Genomic DNA, 22614 nt, shown 5'->3' with positions numbered 1-22614 from the left:
CATTTTTTCAACTATTCGGGCTTGGACACTATCGTAAAATTAGCTTGTCGCAATTTAATTTTTGAATACCTTAATATAGTCAATAACGAATTCTTGGGGCAGTATGTCATTATCGATATCATGCCCGCCAAAATCGCCGCCAATCGCCGCGTTTAGAATGAGATAAAAAGGTTGGTCAAAGGGCCATATTTTTTCATCTTTTTTATCGGGTTGAAATGTGTACAACAGCACTCCATCCACAAAAAATTCGATCTTATCGGGTGTCCAGTTGGCTGCATAGACATGAAAGCCTTCCTCTATATTCTCAATAGTACTTTTTTTGGTGTTTACCGTTTTACCATGGCTATCGGCAGTATGCAGGGAGTTAAAGATCATATCGGGTTCGCGCCCTACGTATTCCAGAATATCGATTTCCCCACATAATGGCCAACCGACCTCTCTGTGGTTGGATCCAAGCATCCAAAAGGCCGGCCATATCCCTTTTCCTATCGGTAGTTTGGCCCGTGCCTCTACCCTACCATACTGGAACTCGAACTTCTTCTCGGTAGTGATTTTTGTAGAAGTATATACCGAGTCTTTTTTATCCACGGTAATGTACAGATACCCATTTTCCAATCTGTGGTTGGATTTTGTGTATACCTGAGGTTCGTTATTCCCCCAGCCACACAGATCGGGACAACCGTCACCCAATTCAAAATTCCAATATTCCTTGTTCAAGCCAGTACCTGAAAAGTCCTCCTCCCAAAGCAATACCTCTTGCGCATTGCATGAAATAATGAGAAGTAAAATCAAAGGAAAGCGTACGAAACGCATAATGTATTTCATAGTTACAACTAATTTGACGAACAGCGCTTTATTGGTACATTCTGATATAGTCAACTTCCATGGTCGACTGGGTAAAATTCGAATCGATATCGCCACCAAAGGTGCCTCCCATGGCCACATTTAAAATGAAAAAGAAGTCCTTGTTAAAGGGCAAGGTACCGTCATTGGAAACGGTATGGTATACGGTACCGTCTACCGCAAATTTAATTTCGGTCTGCGTCCATTCCATTTCATAAATATGAAATTCCTCGGATACGCCCGAGACCAACGTCGATCCCGTTCTGGCATTGCCCGCAAAATTATTGGGATCGTGGGTACTGGCAAAAACAATGTCCTGTTGGTTGCCCACATGTTCCATAATATCCATTTCACCCGCGGCTGGCCATGGGTTGGTCAAGTAATCCCCTCCCAACATCCAAATTGCGGGCCAGGTACCTCCGCCCGTGGGCAGCTTGGCCCTTGCCGCTACCCTACCGTAGGTAAACTCCTGAAGTCCCTCACTTTTTATCCGTGCCGAGGTATAGGCGGAACCCATTGGACCTGCAAGCCCGAAGTCAAAGAAAATTACGATCCTATCGTAATCGAACCCCGGAGCGGCACTTAGGTCATAGGTCAATTCTTCCCATTGGTTTTCGACCGTTGTGGTCGCATCTACCTCTACAAATTTTGAACCGTCCGATGAATCTTCAAGCTTAAGTCGAACAACGGCCCCCGATTTAGGGGACCAGGTCTTTAAAAGCAATCGGTTGTTTACAGAAAAATCCAAAGGCGCATCCAAATCAAAAAATGTTCCCGCAAAGGTGGCTGCACCCGCATTCTTCGTGAACGATGCCACGTTCGCGGAAGTATTGATGCCAGAAATATCGGGATTACCGACCACCGCGGAGCTTGCCCCTTCGAACCCATTGAATTCTGGAGCTGTTCCCTCAAAATCCTGTACTTCCTGAATAGGATTTGCACCAGCATCGGCCTGTCGGAAACTATCGTAATAATAAACATCGGCCGCACTGCCTCCTCCGGTCGCCCTAGCGGTTATCTTCAAAAGATCGTTTTCAACAACAACGTTGTCGGCATTACTGGTATAGCTTTGGGCCTCTTCATTGCCCCAACCGTTATCGCCCGTTCCTAAATCGTAGGTCCAATTTGCAGGATCGGGAGCCCCGTCAACGTCGAACTCATCCGACCATACGAGGGTATTAAAAACGGTTTCCAACGCTTCTCCGCTTCCGGTATCCCCTTGGTCTTCCGGTACAAAAACGCTGTACCAGGCAAGTGGGTCGTCACCATTGAAAGGTTGGCTGATTCCACGCAAGGCCAATCTGTTCTCAGAAAGCTCCAATATTTCGTACTGCCCCGGTATCACCGACCAATAGCTTAAAAAGCTACTGCCGACATCCAACGTACGGGTTCCATCTTCGTTTTCGATGATTACAAAACTCGTATCAAAAACTGCTTGATCCGTGATATCGCGGCATTCATCCGCAAATTGTTGGGGGGTAGCATCCGGAAAAAATCGGTTTACCTCGGTCCAGTTCATAAATATTTCATTCCCTTCCCCAGGTTCCAAGGTGTACCCGTAATTATCGTTTTCATCATAACTGAACACCAAAACATCATCATAAAGACAGGAATTTAATTGGTTTGGGCCTGCACTGAAGAATTCGGGAAAACTATTTGTCAAGGGACCTACTCCAAAATGACCGCCTACGGTCCGGTCCCAGACCCATCTTTTGGCACCATCGCCACCGATCAGCCTTAGGGTTTCCTCATCGATAAACAAACGCACATCCATATCCACATTGACCGTGGTACTTGAACTTACGCCTCCTTTACCAAAAGCGATGACCGTAATGGGCGTGGAGAACTGCCCGGACCGGGTATATCTAAAACTGGCCGATTCTCCATTTGAAATTACGACGGGGTCTTCCCCTTGATTGAAAATGACATGAAAATTAAGCGCATTTTCGGCTGATGGCGTAACGGTTACGTTACCGGATTGGTCGTCCGCCACCAAAGTGTTTACCGTGAGGTTGGAAGGTACTATAACGGCATCCAATGTGGGTTCGTCTTCTTGACACGAAATTAATAGGGTCAGTGCCGTATAGAAGCCGATACAATAGCTGATTGCTCTTTTCATGGTCATAGGTTTTAGTTGCTCAACGCGATATCGTCAAAATAATAGGTGCTACCGTCACCGGCAAGCCCATCGATAAATTCAAAGAAAATGACTACCCGATTGTATGAGGCGTCAGCATCAAAAACGCCGCTGAAATCAAAAGTGAGTTCTTCCCACTGGTCGGTGACCGTGGTATTGACATCCACCGCTATTTGAGTGACCCCGCCCTCGGAGTTTTCCAAGGCCATTCTTATAGGAATATTGGCCTTTGGCGAGTATGTCTTCATCCGAAGGGTTTGCGAGGCTGAAAAATCAATGGCCTCCTCCAGGTCAACAAAAGTACCCGCAAAAAACTGGGCGCCATTGGTTTTGGTGATCCTCATAACCTGTGTACTGGTGTTGATACCGCCGGAAACGGAATTCGCTTCAATAGCCGAATCAGCACCCTCAAAACCTACAAAATTGTATGTCAGCGTAGTCGATTCAAAATCCAAGGGAAGGCGCACAACGGCCGCGCCCATGTCCGGTGCCGATTGCACAATCGCATCTACATAGAACGTACCCGACGTATTTCCGGGACCATCTACAAAGAGTACCATGGTCGCATACTGTCCTTCCGGCACGAAAGCTTCGCCCACCCCTTGGGAACCGTCAATAAAACTCTTGGTTGCATCATTGGCGAAGTCGAACGTAAGATCTTCCCAACCGGTACCGCCATGGGTAACAACGACCTCATTTTCACGTTCGCCATTGACCCCATTTTCAAATTTTAATAGCACGGGTACTGAAGTAGTGGCCCAAAATTTCATGCTAATGGTCTTGTCGGTCATAAAATCCACCGGTGTACCCAAATCAAAGGCACCTCCTTCAAATGCATTCCCACTGTTGGTGATCGCTCCAACCTTTGATGCCTCCGTATTGGCACCTGATAGGTCCGGGTTGTCCACTACCTCATAGCTTGCACCGTTAAAGGTTCCAAAGGCATAGTCCACGTCGGGATCGTCAAAATCCATAGGGAGTTCCAAAGCTGCCATTGCTCCCAAGGATTGTTCCAGGTCGTCCAGGTAGAACGTACCCGCGCTAGTACCCGGCCCGTCCACGAAAATAACAATGGTAGCATACTGTCCATCCGGAACGAAAGCTTCGCCCACACCCTGGCTGCCGTCAATAAAACTTTTGACCGCATTGTTGGCAAAATCGAACGTTAAGATCTCCCAACCGGTACCTCCGTGATTTACGGTAACTTCATTTTCTCTTTCGCCATTGACACCACCTTCGAATTTTAGTAAAACAGGCACAGCGGAAGTTGACCAAAGCTTCATAGCGATGGTTTTGTCCGTACCGCTAAAATCGACGGGAGTACCCAAATTAAAGGCCCCGCCCTCAAAGGCATTTCCCGAATTGGTGATGGCCCCAACCTTTGATGCCTCCGTATTGGCACCGGATAGGTCCGGATTGTCCACCACTTCGTAGCTTGCACCATTGAAGGTTCCGAACGCGTAGTTTACGGTAGCATCGTCAAATGTTATCGGCAATACAATGGGGTTATCCGATCCGGTAATGGTTACCGTTTCCGAAAGTTCGATGGTAGCCGATCCGGCTCCACGTGCCACGACCCGAACGGTATAATCCCCGGTTTCCGCATATATTTTGGTAGCGGTTTCACCGGCCATAATCGTAGTAGGCGTTTCCTCTTCTACATCGCCAAAGAAAATATCGAACACCGTGGCATCATCGGCAGAAGGAGTTACGGTTACCTCAAAGGGATCTGTTTCCGATACGGTAATAGTTGCCGCTAAATTGGTTGGTGGCGTAAAGGATATGGTGACGATTCTGACCAGTTCACTTTTCAGACCTGTAGCCCCTATTGCTACAATACGAAGGGTAAAGGTACCTTCTCCATAGATCTTGCTTATGGTTTCGCCCGGCGATGCGGTGGTCGCAGTTTCATTTTCAACATCGCCAAAGAATATTTCGAACGACGAGGCCCCGGTACCCGTTGGGGTTACGGTGACCGTTCCAGTATCGTCATCGGAAATATCAAAAACGGCGTTTACGTTTGTGGGTGCGGAGATGTCCTGTAGTGCAACGGAGGTCGTTTCATCTTCATCACAGGCCGCGAAGAGCACTACGAATAGGGTTATCAGAAAATTTTTAGCATTTCTCATTTTTCAACATTTAATTTTATTGGCACCGCCAAAGGGTTTAGGATCCCGAGGCTTGCCCCGTATTTAAAAACTTGTTCTTCACGAATACCGCGCGGGCTTGCCCCGAGGTGGTTTGTTAGTAGCCCGGGTTTTGGTTCCATCGGTTACCGGCCAATTCTATTTCTATACTGGGAATCGGAAAAATTTCGTTTTTTCCTGACGTAAATCCGTCTATCTCCGCCGCGGCACGATCTGTTCGTACCAGATCGAAGAAATGATGGCCCTCGCCGACCAGTTCCACCCTTCGCTCTTGATAAATAGCTGCGGTAAGGTCACCTCCTGTTAGCGTCACATTTCCCAACCCTGCCCGATTTCTTACCCGATTTAGGTATTGCTGTGCGGTAGCGTCGCCAAGACCACCGCGACTATAGGCCTCGGCGGCCATAAGAAGGACATCGGCAAACCGGATCGCCCTATAATTGTTGGGGTTGGTCAGGTTTGCATCACCGGTATTCAAATCCCCCTGGCGGGCGATATACTTTCTGTTATAGTAACCGGTGTGTTCAAAACCTTCCACAAAGGAAACGTCGGTGTTGGCGGACGCCCAAGCCTCAATATCCAATATGGCGACCGCTCTTCTCACATCGCCAGCCTCAAAGGCATCAAAAACTTCTTGGGTGGGCACGTTAAAGCTAAAACCGGATTCGAAAAGCGGTCCGGAGTAATTGCGGATGCCATTAAATCCTACGGCCACGTTGCCCTCGCTACATTGCAAACAACCAAATCCGGCACCCTCAACATCGGTATACTGAACCTCAAAAACCGATTCTATGTTGTTCTCGTTGTCATTTTCAAATATAGTGGTGTAGTCGGCTACAAGATCGTAACCTCCGGAAGCGATCACTTCATCCAATACGGTAGCCGCTTCTTGAAATTTGCCTTGATACAAATAGGCTTTTCCTAAAAGTGCTTGGGCCGCACCCTTTGTGGCCCTACCGAGCTCATCCTGGGTATTGGGCAGGTTCGCGGCGGCAAAAATCAAGTCTTGTTCTATTTGGGCATATATTTCGGAAGCCGCTGTACGTTCTATGGTGTTCTGGTCGCCGAACAGTAACCGTTGATCTACGGCCAAAGGCACGTCGCCAAACCATTTTACCAATTCAAAATAATAATAGGCCCGTAAAAAAGTTGCTTCCGCCAATACCACCCCTTTGTTGGAAAAATCGGTTTTATCCTTAAATTCCAAAATATAGTTGGCGCGGTTCACTCCCGCGAACATCCAGTTCCAAACATCCCTTAATTGTTGGTTGACCGGAGTGTGTACCATATCGTCTATCTCTTGAATGCCTTGTACGTCCGTGGCGCTTTCACCTCCGGCCAAGGTATTGTCCGAAGCAATTTCCCCCAACAGCACATTCAGATAGGTCGACTGTAACAGGTCGTATGCGGCAATGAGCGCACTTTCATAATCCTCTTCCGAATTAAAAAAGTTCTCGGTATCCTCATTAAAGGATTCTACCGCTACAAAATCGTCCGTACAGGCATAAACTGCAAGGCTGGAAAGGAGGATAAAAAGAATTCTTTTCATACGTCTTACGTTTTTATTGCTCGTTTTCATCCTTTTAGAATTTTAGATTTACACCCAACAAATAGGTTCTTGGCACAGGATAAAAACCCTGGTCTATACCGGCCCCTATGGGCGAACCGTTTCCGTTTGTACCTCCGGAAGGCCCCGAGGCACCACTGGGATCGTATCCCCGGTATTCGGTAAAGGTGTATATGTTGTTGGCGGACACATAAATTCGTAGTTGGTCCGCTCCAAAACGTTCCATGGCCTTTTGGGGAAGGGTATAGCCCAATTGGGCGTTTTGAATTCTGACAAAGGAACCGTCTTCCACAAAAAAGTCCGAAAAAAGGGTGTTGGAAGTCGCCCCGGTAGTTACCCTGGGATAGGTGTTGGTGCTTCCTTCCCCTGTCCAGCGATCGATGGTGAACACCGATCTGTTGACCAGCGGTTGGTTCCGTTCATAGTTTCGTACGATTTCATTTCCGATGGATGCAAAAGTATAGGCCCCAAAATCGAAGTTTTTATAGTTGATGGATAGGTTCAGTCCCATGGTAGCATCGGGAATCGGGTTTCCAATATCCACGCGGTCATCGGCATCGATCTGTCCATCGCCATTTTGGTCCCTAAAGCGAAGGTCTCCCGGGCCGGCGTTCGCCTGGGTAGCGTGCGCATCTATCTCGGCCTGATTTTGGAAAATTCCATCGGTCTCCAATCCAAAGAAATACCCTATAGGTTTCCCTGCCTCCATTCTGGACGGTGGGTCTTGGCCGACACCAAAAGAGCCGCCCTGTAAAAATCCTGCCTCATTATTGACCTGCGTGACCTCATTTTCTAAAAAGGTAACGTTGTAATTGATGCCATAGTTAAACGCCTTGGCACGGTCGCTTTGGTAGCCTATGGCGAACTCCACACCTGAATTTACGACGGTACCGCCGTTTACCACCGGCGCTTGGGCACCTGGGGCGGAGGCCCCTAAAATTCCCGATACCTGTGGTTGTAGTAGGAGTCCTTCCGTTGTTTTATTGAAATAATCCGCCGTAAGGTCAACCGTATTATCGAACAGTTTGATGTCCACCCCGACATCAAAGGTTTTTTGTTCTTCCCATTGGATCGACGGATTGGGCAAGACGCCTACGGCCTGGCCGAACACCAACTCCCCGTTCACTACATAAGCCGCTTCACCGCTCAATACTCCCCTAAAGCCGTTTGAAGGGATACGATCGTTACCCAAAATTCCATAGCTACCCCTAAGCTTAAGAAAGTCGATAATGTTACTCTTACTTAAAAAATTCTCATCGGAAACGATCCATCCCACGGAACCGGAAGGGAAATACCCAAACCTATTTTCAGGCCCGAACTTCGTAGAACCATCGCGCCTAATAATACCGGATAACAGGTATTTGCCCTTATAGTCATATTGGACCCTGGTAAAGTAGGATAAGAGTCGTTCATCAAATTTGCCGCTGAGACCGCTATCTATTAAACCATTTCTTCTATCCACGGTATTGGCGATATCGGCTTCGGCAAATGGGACTTCGTTTTCAAAGAAACCAGTGGTACTGCCGGAGAACAATCCTGTTGTTTTAAATACCGAAGTACCCAAAGTGGCCTGTACGTTGTGCACCTCCCCAAACTGCTTATTGTAATTGATAAACGTATCAAAGGTGTAGTCCCTAAAAATATCCTTGTTTGCGGTCAGGGAGTTTCGTCCTAGGTTGTTGAACACTTTTCCGGAACCAAAGAAAACCGTAGGGGAAAAACCGCGTCCCTGCACTTCTGCATAGTTGAACTGAAGACTACTCTCGACCTTAAAATTATTTAAAAAGCGATAGTTCAACGCAATTTTACCGCTCAATCGATCTACACGGTTGCTATTGAAGGTATTGGCTATTTGCGCCAAGGGATTGATCACTTCGTTTCCCAGTCCTTCGGCCAGCGTAAAATTCCCTGTCACGTCCTTTACCGCAAAGGTAGGGGCGTTGTTCAACGCATTGAACAATACCGACCCGATCGCGTTCTCCGACAGTGTTTTTCTTTCCGTACCCGTATATAAAAGGTTTGTAGTCAATTTTAGATTTTCAAGAATATCGGTGTTGAAGTTGAACCTGGTGGTGTACCGTTTAAAGTTTGCCTTGTTACCGCCCACGATACCATCTTGAGTTAGCAGTGAAGCTCCCAAGGAATATGTTGATTTTTCGCTACCGCCATCCACGGTAAGGTTATGGTTAAATATTGGTGCGGAACCAAAAACTTCGTCCTGCCAATTGGTACCTGCGCCCAATTGGGATAGGTTCGGAAATGGATTGGGGCTGCCATTTGCGGCAAAGGCTTCGTTTACCAGCAAGGCGTACTCCGTAGCGTTGAGCACCGGAATGGTGCGCGAAGTTTCCTGAAAACCTCCGAAAGCATCATATCTGAAGCGTAGTTCCGAATTTCTTTTACCCGTCTTGGTGGTAATCAAAATTACCCCATTTGCCGCCCGTACGCCATATATACCTGCCGTTGCATCTTTAAGCACATTTATACTTTCAATATCCCCCGGATTTAATACGCTCAGGTCTTCAATAACGTTTCCGTCCACGAGAATCAAGGGCCTATTGTCGCCGTTTGTGGATATTCCCCGAATACGGATACTGGAGCCACTACCTGGCGAACCGGACTCTGCCGTAATATTCACCCCGGCAACTTGGCCTTGTAGGGCCTGTTCCACTCTTGTCGGGTTGAGCTCTTCTATGGTTTGGGCACCTATAACGGCCACCGCTCCCGTGATTTCCTTTTTGGTCTGTGTCCCATAGCCAATGACCACCACCTCGTCCAGAGCCGCAACATCCTCCTCTAAAAAAATTTCCAGGCCGCTTTGTGGACCATCGATCGGGTATTCTTGATTTTTAAAACTAATATAGGAGAACACCAGCACATCTCCGATAGCTACGTCCGATAGTTCAAAATTTCCATCAAAGTCCGCCGTGGTGCCCGTATTTGTATTCTTAACAAACACATTTGCCCCTGGTAAAGGCTGGGAAGTGGTTTGGTCGTACACCGTACCGGAAACCTTCACGCTCTGCGCTATGGTAGTGGTGCATAAAAACAGGAATGAAATAAAAAATAAGAATTGTTTCATTTGGTGCGTTCTTTACGAAAATCAAAACTATCGTCACCAAATCACAAATCCTTAATATTCACCTATATAAAAAACATACAACGCTATTTTTTTGGGTAATTTTTGATAAAATCATAATGAAAGCCTGTATTTAACGCAGGTTTAACGAATCAAAAGCCAAATGAAAAAAGACGACATTACCACGCTATTTTCATGTTTGTATAGGTAATGTAGTGGTAAAAAAGAAGTTTGTTAAGTGCCTTAGATATTGAGCAAGTACTCGGTGAGGCTATTTTCGTGCTCCAATTGCATTTTTTTTCGCAATCGGTAACGTTTTACCTCAACGCTTTTCACTGAAATGTTAAGCAATGGGGCAATTTCTTTGGAAGAAAGGTTCAATCTCAAATACGCACAAAGTTTTAGATCATTGGACGTAAGGTCGGGGTGCAGTTCCTTTATTTTCTTAAGAAAACCGGTATCCGCATTATTAAAGGCTTTTTCAAAAAACTTCCAGTCATCCTCATTGTCAATGTTAAGATCGATCATTTTAATGACCGACCCCACGGCGGCATTGTTCTCGGTCTTGGTCAATTGTGATTTTATGGAATTCAAAAACTCGTTCTTTTTGATCATGCTCATGGTCGCCACGGCCAACTCCCTATTTTTGGCCTCTATTTCATTTCTTAACTTTTCATTTTTTATCTGTACTATTTTGCGTTTGGCCTTGTTTCTTTTACGTTTCAGTTTTCGCTCGTTCTCGCGCATTATTTTCGCCTGCTGCTTTTTATAATACCTTTTGTACAGCTTGTGTACCATCACCGAAAATCCTAAAATAGCCAAAATATAAAACGCTATGGCCACTATGGACCAATACCAAGGTCTTTCAATTGAAAAAGTATACGAAATTTCATTGTCGGTCATCGTATTTCCCACTTTTGCCCTTGCCACGAACGTGTACTCCCCAAAGGGTAGGTTTTCAAAGGAAACTTCGGGAACGGTGGTCCATTCGCTCCAATCTTCGTGCATTCCGATCAGCCTGTATTGGTACGCTACCGCTTTGTATTTGTCAAATTCGGGAACGCTATAGGAAAATAGCAGGCTGTTTTCTTGGTTTTTCAATGAAGCAACAGTGTCCAAAGGGATGTTTTCGGGAGAATCGCCGTAACGGTACTTTTTTACCTCATTAAAAAGAACGGTGTATGTACTCGGTTTGAGTTTGGACCTGTTCAAGGTAACATACCCGTTAGAAGCGCCGATAAGGTATTTTTCGTCACCAAGAGTGCCGATGTTCTCAAAACCCGAGACACCCAAATTATTGCGCAGGCCCCTCGGCACCGCTATAACGGTTCGGTTATAGCCATCATCGAACTTGGAGGGTTCCGCGAACATGATGTCCTGTTTTCCAAACCGCCACAACTTTTTATCCGATCCATCTGTAATTAAGATACTCGGTTCATCCCCTTGATCCTCGTGAAAAATATTGGTGAGGGTGGTATCTACCACAAATTGGTTCCGTTGTGTATCGATATCGAAAACGGCATGAACGGTAGCGTATACAAGTGCATCGTTGAAGCGTACCAAGCTGGATGCTTTTCCCTTTCCCTCTTCTTTGGATAGCAGTTTTGCATTTCTGAGGTCGTCATCGATCTTTAATCCAAATACCCCTTTAAACTCATGGTTGACATATATTGTATCCTTACCGGAGAATTCAAAAAAGCGGCTGGAATTATCGAACCCTTTCAGTTTGTTTCGGAACGTCCATAGCCCGTCCGATTTTTCCAAAACGCTTAACCCTCCATAGTTGCCCTGTAGCAAATAGTTTGGTTTGCCCGCTATCGGCTTAATATTCCATGTACCGGGAAACTTGGAAATCATTTTTGCCATATCCCCTTCAATGACAAAGGTACCTTTATGATGCCCACAGAAAAGCGCTTCCCCGATTTGAGGAAGACACCACACCTGGCCTTCGGTACCGGGAACCAGCTTAAATTTGGGAGCGCCCTCTTTTTCGGTCCAAAACAACCCTTGATTGGTACCCAAGTATAATTTACCATCAAAAACTTTTGATGCATACACCACGCCCAATTTGCCCACATTGTCGATATATTCATTAAAATGGGAATCGAGGTTGATTACGCTCAAGCCGTTATCGTGCCCCAACCATACATTGGAATCTTTATCCTCGAAGATGGCCAGTATGGTATTGTTGTTCAAACCCTGTTGTTGGTCTATCTTTCTGATCAGACTGCCTTCTTCTGATATTTGATACATTCCGTTGGAGATGGTGCCCAATATAAAACTACCGTCCCCAAGTTGTAAACTGCTGTAAATATTGAGCGATGAAAGACCGGTATTGGCGGGAATGTCCCAGGCGACAAGTTTGCCATCCTTTTCCTCACGGTACCACTCGGCATCCGAAGTAAGATAAATCAACCCTTTAGTATCCTCGAAAAGCCCGATTACCGTTTTGTTTTTAATGCGTTCATCTTGGGTAATCGCGCGAGCAGTATTTTCGGTGATCTTGAATATCCCTTGGTTTTTTCTTTGAAAATACACCCCACTTTCTAAATTGAACAGCTGCGCTTTATCGGTCTCCGCTTCAACAATTCGAAACTCCTTTCTGGAAAGCGGGTAGATATAGATCCTGTGGAGCGACTGGAACAATATGCGATCTTCTACGGCAACGATGTTCCAAAATTCCTCGTCCTCCAAAAGGGGCCGGCTTAGTTTATCCACCAACGAGGTGTAGTTAAGTTTCCCTGTGGAATCCTTTGTCCAATACCCGAATTCCATATAGCATCCCGTGTATATCTTGTTCCCGACCACCTTTACATTTCTGATAGAGGAACCGTTCGGCGAGGCGTATTTGTTCCACCGAACACCATCAAACTCCATGAGGCTATGATCATTGGCCACATAAATGAACTTGTCCAGCGATTGCGAAATGGCCCAATTTTGGTTTTCGCCCTGATAGTCCGATGGCGAAAATGTTTGGATAGGAGGCAGTTCTTGGGCCAATAGCCCAAAAGGAACCAATAATAGCATCATCAAACAGAATCTCACTTGGGCCGAATTAAATAAGGATTCTTAAATATAACTGATTTTCAGTTTAGGGGCCCTCCCGAAAAGGACATGGCGTAGGCGGTACCATTGGAATTCGATGTATTTCTGAAAAAACGCCATAGCGGTCAGTAACTAGGCGGATATCCATTTGAATCAATATCTTTTTTTGTGATAAGGGTGTTGCATATTGTTGTTTTGCCTGAGACTTTTTATTCCTAAACAAAAACGCCATAAAATAGCTGTTGCCATTGAAATTGATTACCCATAAGTCCGTTGTTATTATCCATGAGTTAATTGGGTGCATCATACGATGGAGCGTTGTGAAATTTAATCGCGGCCATCCAGAAAGTTATGTTTTTCCTCTTACCAAAAGTAGTTTGAACCGATATATAGGCCAGCAACGACGATGACCGTAATTAAAAAAATAGTGTACGCAATTTCTAGCTGTAGGTAGTTCCTAGAGATGCTTTTGCTCATAAAATAGTTAAATCTGGTAAGGTTCCCTATTTGTAGGTTTTGACTCTTTAAAACCTTCTGCATTGACAATTCATACTTCTCAAATTCCGGTACTTCAAAAATCATGAAGTTGTTTTCTTCTAAATTCGGATATTTCTTTTTGACAATTTTATTAAAGACCTTATACATAATATAGCTAAAAGGTTTTGCTGCGAGAATGGCAAAAATCAATGAAATGGAAAGCCCAATGATCAGAACAGGTATAATTTGTTCATTAAAGGATGTATTTCCTTTAAAATAACTCTCAAATACGATCAAAGCAGATATTATTGCAGTGTTTATCCTAATTAAAATTGCCGCTTTTTTATCCGCGATCGCTATCGAATTCATTATGAGCCTATTTTGATTTTTCAAATAGACCCCCATTGATTTTCTTGGTTCTTTTTTAGTGTCATACATGTCTTGTCCTGGATTGTGTTCTGCTTTTGAAGTGAATTTATCAGGACCTACATCAGTTGAATGTTGTGCTTCATTGTTCATTATTGTTATGGTTTCGGTTTTTAAAATCCTATTAAACTAAACATTTTTCCTTTTTGTTGGATGATACCATCTGTGAAATTGATTGTCATTCCGTTTATAAACAGCTTTGTTCTGCATTTGGAATAGTTTTTTGTTTCTACATAACCACCTGAAGAAATGCCTGAAATTCGGACAAAAACCTTCGAAAAGCGAGGCGGAGATGCTCGTGAAGGCTTCCCTGTGTGTTCAGCAGTATGGCCCGAAGCCATCCTATAGAATCTGTTGGATAGCTCCGTAAAGCACCGGAAACCATAATCGGCCATCTAACCGGCCAAGAAAAAAGCCCCTTAAAGGAGCTTATATGCAATTTATATTCCGAGAATTATGGGCTTGTCTATCGGCCCAAGAGAAATCATGGATGATAAAATGTAATAATTCAAAGTAAAGCGTTTCAGTATACTGCTCAATAAATCTTGCAATTTCTAAGTCCGAATGGTTGTTATACAAATACCCTGTCTTCCTTTTATTAAATCTCAGAGCAGTTTCTAAGTCGTACTTTTTTCCATCAATATCAATACAACATTCAATACTATGGTACATCTGATTCTTATAGTATTCAATGAAACAATTTGGAAACATGATACGATAAAAATTATCGGAAACCTCAATTATCGAATAGTCGACAGTCCAATTATACCTTTTAAACTCCAATACAATCTTACTTTTCATTTGCTATGACAGACAAGGTGTTAGACTAAATTACAAACCAAAATCTTGCTACCGACCTTCACGGCGGCTGTATGAGCCTTAATTTTTATTTGGCGCAGTTTTATTTCGTCCAGTTGTACTCAATTAATTGTCCGATTTCTTCTTCATTCAGAATATCACCCCACATATTTTTATGAAAATCAATTCCCATTTCTGAATACTTGGTGCTATCTATTTTTTCCTCCATCTTCGTCAACCATTCCCGTATTTTTATTGAATCCATTTCTGCAAAAGCGGGTCCAGTCATTTTTCTGCGCATCGAATGGCAAGCGGCGCAATGGGTTCTGAAAATTTTTCTTCCGTTAAGAGCAGTTTCCGTGAAGTTTGATTCTGTTCCGCAGAATAAAACAGGGTCGGGAGTTGCACAAACCACGGTTTGCGGCACATTATTTTTGTAAATAACAAATCCAACGACAATGGTTAAGACCATAAAAGAAATAGTCATAACAATTACTTTATTGGTGAACTTTTTCATGTATTCTTAAATTGCTTACAATGGTTGTACGAGCAGAGACAAGGAAACTTTTCGTTTCCGTCCGGTCAGTTGGCTATAGCCTTTTGTTTCGTAGTTATTTTTTTCATTGCGAACTTAACGCAGCGTTATCACGAATTCCATAACGAAAATAGAAATCATATAGTTAAATCAATAAGCTTTGGCGGACTTGATAAGTAAGCCCAAGCCAAAAATTTACTCACTTTTTCCCCTATTTGCCATAGCCATTTTGGTACGTAGTTTTTTTATTTCCATTCTTTTTAAGTCTAAGCTAATAATCTCGAACCTCATGTATGGTCTTGGGTTAGGAATTTCTAACTCAGGATAGTCTTCTTTTACTTTTTCCCAAAATTCTGCTTTAAAGTTCTTAGGGTAGTACATTTCTATTATTCCAGATGTATCGCTATAAGTCCAAGTCCCCTCAACAGTTTTATATATTATCGGACAAACCGCATCTTGTATTACGGCCTGAAACTCACATTTATTGTGGGCCATAAACCTGATTTTTGAATTCTGACGGAAAAGTGTTTCATCAGTTTTAAGACAGGATCGATTTACCTCTTTTTCGAGCCGTTCTCCATCTTTTGAACGTTGGAAAGTCCAACAACCATATAAATCAAATTCGGTAATTACATTTTCCTGCCCATATGTAGAGAGTCCATTCACAAGAAAAATCACTAGAAGAAAGGCTGATTTTTTCATATCTGTTGAAACAACAAAAATTGCTCCAAGAATTACTCAAAATAGTCTCGTGTGCCGTTTTTTGGGTGTTTATAATAAAACTTACTAAATAATAACAGATAGAAAATTCCGCTTAAATTCTCTTTTGCGAGCTATGCCTAGCAATGAATTGTACACGGTGTTGCGTAATGTTTTCTGAATCTAAATACTTTTCGAACCTTATAAAGAAACATAACCCTTTCGTTTAAAACCTAAGCCCGTATTGTTTTTAGTTTTACTGGATTAGTTGTTGCTCTAGCATTCTATTTTAGGTCCATTTGTTCGTGAAATATTCCGATGAAGTGAATTTCATCTTCAATATTTTGGCCGTGAAAATACCTTGTCTCCCAAAAATTCCAAATCAAAATAGTAATATGGTTCTCCATCATTGGAAACTACCCTGGTAAAACCCTCTTCATCCGTAACCTCGAAATTGTTTTTATTAGAAACATAAATAATGGTTTCTTTTTTCTCATACAGTTTGTAACGAAGGTTGATAAGTTCCATATACAGAGTTGGGCTTGTATACGCAATCACTTTTTTATCGGTCTTAAGTTCAAATATTACTTCGCACTCTGAATAACGAACTATAATCCGTTTCTGATATCTCGTGTCTTTTCGCAAAATAACTTCCTGCTCGTATTCGCGATGTTTAATATGGCAGTGGTCGAAAACAACTCTAATCCGATTTCCGGAATTTTTCAGTTCCTCTTGATAATCATTTTTGGATTCGCTCGAATTTTGATTCACACTCCTTTTTTTCACCCAAAGCCCAAAGAAAACAAGAGCGATTGCGACAACCGCATAAAACCAAAAACTAAGATTATTAAATATAAAGTTTACTCCTTCCACCTCAAACTCTCCATTATCGTAAGGATGTCGTTCTGCAAATACACGGCAGCGGGGTAAATGGAGTCATAATTGGGCCGCGCGTAGAAGTAAAGCGAACCGGTCACAAAATGATCGGTGCTGTCCGTGGCATAAAACTGTGCCTGGGACGCCGCATCGCCACTGACCGAAAAAAACTGCCCGTATACCCGTTCCTCCTCGTTCTGGAATACTTTTGTATCGATCGCGTCGGCCTTTACGGCATGCTCATAGCTGAACTTTTGTGCGTCGACCAATAACTTCTCTAAATTAGCGTCTACTTTTTTATAGTTCAAATAAATCGTCCCCTTCATAGCGGGGTAATCCAAGGTCAACGACTCGGAAGTACGGTCCTTTACCTTGGCCAATCGGTTCTTCTGAAATTGAAAATGCCCCACACTTAAGGTATCCCATTGCGCTTTTGGATATTCCAATCGCAATACGGCATTCGGTTTTGGAAGGGTCTCTTCACCACAGGCCATCAAAAAAAGAACAACGAAAAGCATCAAAAATTTATTACACATCATGGGGCAACGTAATTTTAATTTGTTTGAGCCGTTTTTTATCCAAACTTTCTACAATGAACTGATACTCGTTAAACCAGACCTTCTCCCCCTTTTTGGGGAAGCTACCGGCAATTTCCAACACAAAACCGGCAATGGTCTCCGATTCGCCCTTTTGCTCCTCAAAGCCCTCTTCATCCGCTATTTTCACCACCCTATAAAAATCCTTTAGCGCGGTCTTCCCGTCAAAAACATAATTGAAATCGTCCAACTTGGAAAAAATAAGGTCCTCATCGTCGAACTCATCGCTGATATCCCCGACAATTTCCTCTATAATATCCTCTAAGGTAACAATACCCGAAGTACCGCCATACTCGTCCACTACTACCGCAAGGTGGTTCTTCATTTCCTTGAATTCCAACAAAAGATCGTCGAGCTTTTTATTTTCGGGAACAAAATAGGGTTCGCGTATCAGGGACATCCAGGCAAAGGTTTTGCGGTCGATGTAGGGCAACAGGTCTTTCACATAAAGCACCCCTAGAACATTGTCCATATTTTCCGAAAACACGGGAATACGGGAATACCCGTTTTTTTTAATTTCGGCAAGCACCTCGGAAAACTTCATTTCCTCGTTCAGGGCAAAAATATCGATCCTTGGACGCATCACCTGTTTGGTGTCGGTATTCCCAAAGGAAACGATGCCCTCCAAAATTTTTTGCTCCTCTTTGGTGGTATCCCCTTCCGAGGTAAGTTCCAGTGCCTGGGATAGGTGATCGACGCTCAAATTCGATTTTTCCCGTCCCAGTCGGGTATGCAAGAACAGCGTGGCCTTGCGCATGGGCAGACTAAGGGGCGAGAACAACACGTCCAACACCTTTAAGGGAAAGGCCATAAAATGCGAAAAATCCATGCGATTGCGATTGGCATATACCTTGGGCAGTATTTCCCCGAACATCAGGATAAGAAAAGTAGCTACGATGACCTCCAATAAAAAACGCACCGACAAAAAACCGAACAATTTAAAGGTAATGCCCGAAAACAAGGTATCGCCAATGGCACTGAACAGCAGTACGATTCCGATGTTAATGGCGTTGTTGGCTATGAGGATAGTGGCCAATAACTTCTTGGGGCGCTCTAAAAGGGTGACGATGACATCGGCCTTGGTCGTTTTTTCTTCCTGTAGCCCCTTAACGTCCGTAGAGGATAGCCCAAAAAAAGCAACCTCGGCACCCGAAATGAGGGCCGAACAGATCAACAAAAAGAAAAGTACCGCCAATTTTACAAAAAAGGCACTCGTAAAGGCGATCAAAGGTAATAGCGAACTGTAGGGGTCGGGATCCAACGTTTACGGAGCTTTTCGGTTTTAGAAAGGTAAATCGTCCTCCTGTTCAGGTTGGGCCGATGGTATGGGAGCGGTCTGTTTCGGTGTTTGCGCCGGCATACCCGATGATGCTTTTGGAGCTGCAACCTGCTGCGATTGCGCGGCGGCCATACTTTCTTTTTTGGTGGTCAGAAAGGTAAAGTCCTGTACCTGTACTTCCGTAGAATAGCGCATATTACCATCCTCACCTTGCCATTGTCTGGTTTTTAGGCGGCCCTCAACGTACACCTTGTCCCCTTTGCTCAAATACTTTTCGCAAATTTCAGCAGCTTTGTTGCGCACAACAATATTATGCCAGTCGGTATTGGTAACCCGCTCTCCCGTTTGCTTATTCGTATAGGTTTCGTTGGTGGCCAATGGAAAACGTCCGATACATCCCCCGCCCTCGAAATAGTGCATTTTCAACTCATCACCGAGGTGTCCGATTAACATCACCTTATTTAACGTTCCGCTCATACCAGTTTTATTAAGGAACTCATTTAGCCTTTTTTAATTGGTAAAAAAACCGAAATGGATTCCGGGTCAAAAATACTAAATTTTGAACGTTTTTAGGAAATTGGCGATCAAAACGGGCACGGCATAATCGGGCACACGTTCAAAAGGGATCGCCCCGCTAACGGTTTCTTTGCTGCGTATGATCCAAAAGCGCGTGTGCAGGTGTTGGTGCGATAATTTGTGAACTACTATTTTCTCGTTGAAAAGCGATATTTCGGGGGTTCCCTTAATGGGGACAAGGGCTTCGGTCCGACTTTTAATGGCTTCCAGATCCACCTCGTTCTCCGTTTCGAACAATGGAAACTCCCATAAATTTTGCCAAATGCCTTTCCCCTCCCGTTTGCGCAACAAGGTTTCGGGCGTATCACCGTCACAGGCCAATACCGGCACCAGATAATTGAAGTACCGATTGCGCACCTTGGTTTTCTTCAGTTTTACCGGAAGCTCACGCACCCTGTTCTTTGCCAGGGCCGCACAACTGTCGTTTAAAGGGCAGTGCAGGCAATAGGGCTTTTTTGGGGCACACTGTATCGCCCCGAATTCCATAATGCCCTGATTGTAGTCCCGAACGTTTTCAACGGCCATTACCTCGCGGGCCAATTTTTTAAAATACGCGGTTCCCTTGGGGGTGTTTATGGGAAGGTCTACCCCATAATAGCGGGCCAACACCCGATATACATTACCGTCTACCACCGGTTGTGGCTCGTTAAAGCAAATGGAAGCAATTGCACTGGCCGTATAGTCGCCCACCCCTTTTAACGCCAATAGTTCCTTATAGGTATTTGGAAACCGCCCTCCCAGTTCAAAAGCCACATGTTTTGCGGTAGCGTGCAGGTTACGGGCACGGGAATAATACCCCAGACCTTGCCATAATTTGAGCACTTGCTCCTCCGACGCGTTCGCTAGATCTTCCACCTTGGGAAAATGCGCTATAAACTTAAGGTAATAGGGCGTGCCCTGTGCCACACGTGTCTGTTGTAGCATAATTTCAGAAAGCCAAATATGATAGGGATCGGTGGTACGGCGCCAAGGAAGTGATCGTTTATTCTCCGCATACCAAAGCAAGATATTTTCTGAAAACGACATAAGATCCATTCGAGATGCGCTAAAGTAGTGGTTTATAGACTTAAAATTAGTCGTTTGATAATAAAGATTCAATTTAATTTATATATTTGCAAGCCTTAAAACAAACTATATAATTTAACGATGACGAAAGCAGAAATTGTAGCAAAGATTTCGGAGAAATTGGGAATGGAAAAAGGAGAGGTTCAGGCGACGGTCGAAACCTTTATGGAAGAAGTGAAAAGTTCCTTGGAAAATGGTGACAACGTTTATTTAAGAGGTTTCGGAAGTTTTATCATTAAGACCAGAGCGGAAAAGACCGGAAGAAATATCTCAAAAAACACTACGATCAAGATAGCTGCCCATAACATTCCGGCCTTCAAACCTGCCAAGGTGTTTGTCGAAAGTGTGAAAAGTAACGTTTTAGTAAAATAATCAATAATTTAAAAGGATAACTTTATGCCTAGCGGTAAAAAACGAAAAAGACATAAGGTAGCTACCCACAAGCGAAAGAAGCGCCGGAGAGCTAACCGACACAAGAAAAAGTAGTTGTTTTCGACTACTTTTTCGTTTTAATACGTTCCTTGACATAGAAACTCCCAAAAGAGTTTCGGCAGGTAGGTACTATCTGTTTATGGTATTGTTTAATCTATTTATCCCACAAGTCGCAGTTGCGACAACCAATGGGATATTTATAAATATATTCAGGTGAATAGAGAATTAATCGTAAGATCTAGTTCAGACGCCGTTGATTTTGCCCTGCTTAAAAATGGAAAGCTCACTGAATTGCACAAGGACGAAGATGACAACAATTTTTCGGTAGGTGATATTTTTTTAGCCAAAATCCGTAAACCTGTCACCGGACTAAACGCCGCTTTTGTAAATGTAGGCTACGAAAAAGATGCCTTTTTACACTACCACGACCTTGGGCCGCAACTGGCCTCCATGCTAAAATTCATAAAAGGTGTAAGCACCGGAAAACTTAAGGATTATAATCTAAAAAGTTTTCCTTTTGAAAAGGATATCGATAAAAATGGAGTGATTACGGATGTGATAAAGGCCAACCAATCGTTGTTGGTACAAATCGTAAAAGAACCCATATCCACCAAAGGACCACGAATAAGTTCCGAACTTTCCTTTGCCGGAAGGTATCTGGTGATGGTGCCCTTTTCCGACCGGGTTTCCGTTTCTCAAAAAATAAGCAGCAAAGAAGAAAAAGACCGTTTAAAACGCTTGGTAATGAGCATCAAACCAAAAGGTTTCGGTGTTATTATCCGTACGGTCGCCGAAGGCAAAAAAGTAGCTGAACTCGACAAAGATCTAGAAAACTTGCTGACCAAATGGACAGCAATGTGTAAAAAACTATACAGGGCACAAACTCCTTCCAAGGTATTGGTCGAAGTAAACCGGGCCTCGTCTATTTTAAGGGACGTTTTCAACGACTCCTTTACGGGAATCCATGTCGACAACCAAACGCTTTGCGAGCAAATACAGGACTATGTCCAAGAAATTGCTCCAGGAAAAGAATCCATTGTAAAGCTATACAAGTCTACCGTTCCGATTTTTGAAAAATATGGCATCGAAAGACAGATCAAAACTTCTTTCGGTCGTACGGCCTCTATGAGTAAGGGTGCCTATTTGATTATCGAACATACCGAAGCCTTGCACGTCATCGACGTCAATAGCGGAAACCGTTCGAACAAGGCGAAAAATCAAGAAGATACCGCATTAGAGGTAAATTTGCTCGCCGCTTCGGAAATCGCCCGACAATTGCGATTAAGGGACATGGGAGGAATCATTGTCATCGATTTTATCGATATGGTAAAACCCCAGCATCGCAAAAGACTTTTCGAACATCTTCGGGACGAAATGAAAGATGACCGCGCCAAACATAAAATATTGCCTCCGAGCAAGTTTGGACTCATCCAAATTACCCGACAGCGCGTACGCCCCGAAATGAATATCAAGACTACCGAAGCCAATCCCAACAAAACGGGAGGTGAGGTAGAAGCACCCATCGTGCTTATCGACAAAATAAACTCGGATCTTGAAAAACTATTGAAAGGCCCCGCAAAGGACAATAAAGTTACCTTGAACATACATCCGTTCATAGCCGCTTATTTGACCAAAGGAATACCGTCCATACGTTTCAAATGGTTTTTGGAACATAAAAAATGGGTGAAAATACAACCAAGGGATGCCTACACGTATCTTGAATTCCGTTTTAAGAATAAAGACGGAAAAACCATTTATTAAAAAAAGCGACCTCGACCAGGTCGCTTTTTTTTTGACCAATTTTTCAATTTGGGTAATACCATTTCCGATGTTAAATTACGCAAATAAAAACCCGGGATTTTTTGGGTAGGCGAAAAAGAGAATCCAAGCATAGCAGTAGCCATGGGCGGATTTTATTTTGAAGCGTACACGGAAAAGAACGGACGAAGAAGGGCAATTTTTTAGCAAATGGAAAAAGTTTAAACGAGTTCAATATCTTTGCGATAACTACCAAAGCGCTCCCGTTGTCCAAAACCG

At 43.7% G+C, this 22614-nt stretch carries 16 protein-coding genes; 2 read left to right on the top strand and 14 right to left on the bottom strand.

Going from position 1 to position 22614, the window contains the following annotated elements; translation table 11 throughout:
* Positions 1–54 precede the first annotated feature (54 nt).
* The 14 genes from ACRD7P_RS03090 to mutY form a co-directional block, all read right to left on the bottom strand.
* Positions 55–825: a glycoside hydrolase family 16 protein gene (locus tag ACRD7P_RS03090; protein ID WP_430906030.1), complete on the bottom strand. Its 771-nt coding sequence runs from the start codon at positions 823–825 to the stop codon at positions 55–57.
* A gap of 28 nt (positions 826–853) precedes the next feature.
* Positions 854–2962 (bottom strand): glycoside hydrolase family 16 protein, encoded by a 2109-nt coding sequence (locus tag ACRD7P_RS03085; RefSeq protein ID WP_430906029.1) that lies wholly within the window; start codon positions 2960–2962, stop codon positions 854–856.
* A gap of 11 nt (positions 2963–2973) precedes the next feature.
* Positions 2974–5109, bottom strand: a complete 2136-nt coding sequence (locus ACRD7P_RS03080) for a hypothetical protein (protein ID WP_430906028.1) — start codon at positions 5107–5109, stop codon at positions 2974–2976.
* Positions 5110–5224: 115 nt separating this feature from the next.
* Complete coding sequence (locus ACRD7P_RS03075; protein WP_430906027.1) at positions 5225–6676, bottom strand: RagB/SusD family nutrient uptake outer membrane protein; 1452 nt, start codon at positions 6674–6676, stop codon at positions 5225–5227.
* Between the two features lie 34 nt (positions 6677–6710).
* The gene (locus ACRD7P_RS03070; protein WP_430906026.1) at positions 6711–9776 is read right to left on the bottom strand and encodes a SusC/RagA family TonB-linked outer membrane protein; all 3066 of its coding nucleotides are present in this window, start codon (positions 9774–9776) and stop codon (positions 6711–6713) included.
* 240 nt (positions 9777–10016) lie between these two features.
* Complete coding sequence (locus ACRD7P_RS03065; RefSeq protein ID WP_430906025.1) at positions 10017–12818, bottom strand: triple tyrosine motif-containing protein; 2802 nt, start codon at positions 12816–12818, stop codon at positions 10017–10019.
* A 363-nt stretch (positions 12819–13181) separates the two neighbouring features.
* The gene (locus ACRD7P_RS03060) at positions 13182–13814 is read right to left on the bottom strand and encodes a hypothetical protein (RefSeq protein ID WP_430906024.1); all 633 of its coding nucleotides are present in this window, start codon (positions 13812–13814) and stop codon (positions 13182–13184) included.
* Positions 13815–14622: 808 nt separating this feature from the next.
* Entirely contained in the window at positions 14623–15036 is a 414-nt protein-coding gene (locus ACRD7P_RS03055; protein ID WP_430906023.1) for a c-type cytochrome, read from the bottom strand.
* 213 nt (positions 15037–15249) lie between these two features.
* On the bottom strand, positions 15250–15756 hold the full coding sequence (locus tag ACRD7P_RS03050) for a hypothetical protein (protein ID WP_430906022.1): 507 nt from the start codon (positions 15754–15756) through the stop codon (positions 15250–15252).
* A 333-nt stretch (positions 15757–16089) separates the two neighbouring features.
* Complete coding sequence (locus tag ACRD7P_RS03045; protein ID WP_430906021.1) at positions 16090–16626, bottom strand: hypothetical protein; 537 nt, start codon at positions 16624–16626, stop codon at positions 16090–16092.
* On the bottom strand, positions 16614–17168 hold the full coding sequence (gldD, locus tag ACRD7P_RS03040) for a gliding motility lipoprotein GldD (protein ID WP_430906020.1): 555 nt from the start codon (positions 17166–17168) through the stop codon (positions 16614–16616). Before gldD ends, ACRD7P_RS03045 begins: the two co-directional genes overlap by 13 nt.
* The gene (locus tag ACRD7P_RS03035; RefSeq protein WP_430906019.1) at positions 17158–18486 is read right to left on the bottom strand and encodes a gliding motility-associated protein GldE; all 1329 of its coding nucleotides are present in this window, start codon (positions 18484–18486) and stop codon (positions 17158–17160) included. Before ACRD7P_RS03035 ends, gldD begins: the two co-directional genes overlap by 11 nt.
* Positions 18487–18507: 21 nt before the next feature.
* Complete coding sequence (locus ACRD7P_RS03030; RefSeq protein WP_430906018.1) at positions 18508–18981, bottom strand: single-stranded DNA-binding protein; 474 nt, start codon at positions 18979–18981, stop codon at positions 18508–18510.
* A 75-nt stretch (positions 18982–19056) separates the two neighbouring features.
* Complete coding sequence (mutY, locus tag ACRD7P_RS03025) at positions 19057–20106, bottom strand: A/G-specific adenine glycosylase (protein ID WP_430906017.1); 1050 nt, start codon at positions 20104–20106, stop codon at positions 19057–19059.
* Positions 20107–20226: 120 nt separating this feature from the next.
* Between mutY and ACRD7P_RS03020 the strand changes: the two genes are divergently transcribed.
* Positions 20227–20517: an HU family DNA-binding protein gene (locus tag ACRD7P_RS03020; protein WP_430906016.1), complete on the top strand. Its 291-nt coding sequence runs from the start codon at positions 20227–20229 to the stop codon at positions 20515–20517.
* 273 nt (positions 20518–20790) lie between these two features.
* Complete coding sequence (locus tag ACRD7P_RS03015) at positions 20791–22338, top strand: Rne/Rng family ribonuclease (RefSeq protein WP_430906015.1); 1548 nt, start codon at positions 20791–20793, stop codon at positions 22336–22338.
* The last annotated feature ends 276 nt before the right edge of the window (positions 22339–22614 follow it).

It is taken from the genome of Maribacter sp. 2-571 (assembly GCF_050589625.1).
Lineage (GTDB): Bacteria > Bacteroidota > Bacteroidia > Flavobacteriales > Flavobacteriaceae > Pelagihabitans.
Note: the sequence above shows the minus strand (reverse complement) of the source record. Positions and strands in the feature narration are given on the sequence as shown.

Excerpts from the sequence above, each read along its gene's own strand:
- ACRD7P_RS03090 (WP_430906030.1), bottom strand. The coding sequence starts at position 825 with ATGAAATACATTATGCGTTTCGTACGCTTTCCTTTGATTTTACTTCTC.
- ACRD7P_RS03085 (WP_430906029.1), bottom strand. The coding sequence starts at position 2,962 with ATGAAAAGAGCAATCAGCTATTGTATCGGCTTCTATACGGCACTGACC.
- ACRD7P_RS03080 (WP_430906028.1), bottom strand. The coding sequence starts at position 5,109 with ATGAGAAATGCTAAAAATTTTCTGATAACCCTATTCGTAGTGCTCTTC.
- ACRD7P_RS03075 (WP_430906027.1), bottom strand. The coding sequence starts at position 6,676 with ATGAAAAGAATTCTTTTTATCCTCCTTTCCAGCCTTGCAGTTTATGCC.
- ACRD7P_RS03070 (WP_430906026.1), bottom strand. The coding sequence starts at position 9,776 with ATGAAACAATTCTTATTTTTTATTTCATTCCTGTTTTTATGCACCACT.
- ACRD7P_RS03060 (WP_430906024.1), bottom strand. The coding sequence starts at position 13,814 with ATGAACAATGAAGCACAACATTCAACTGATGTAGGTCCTGATAAATTC.
- ACRD7P_RS03055 (WP_430906023.1), bottom strand. The coding sequence starts at position 15,036 with ATGAAAAAGTTCACCAATAAAGTAATTGTTATGACTATTTCTTTTATG.
- ACRD7P_RS03050 (WP_430906022.1), bottom strand. The coding sequence starts at position 15,756 with ATGAAAAAATCAGCCTTTCTTCTAGTGATTTTTCTTGTGAATGGACTC.
- gldD (WP_430906020.1), bottom strand. The coding sequence starts at position 17,168 with ATGATGTGTAATAAATTTTTGATGCTTTTCGTTGTTCTTTTTTTGATG.
- ACRD7P_RS03030 (WP_430906018.1), bottom strand. The coding sequence starts at position 18,981 with ATGAGCGGAACGTTAAATAAGGTGATGTTAATCGGACACCTCGGTGAT.
- mutY (WP_430906017.1), bottom strand. The coding sequence starts at position 20,106 with ATGTCGTTTTCAGAAAATATCTTGCTTTGGTATGCGGAGAATAAACGA.
- ACRD7P_RS03020 (WP_430906016.1), top strand. The coding sequence starts at position 20,227 with ATGACGAAAGCAGAAATTGTAGCAAAGATTTCGGAGAAATTGGGAATG.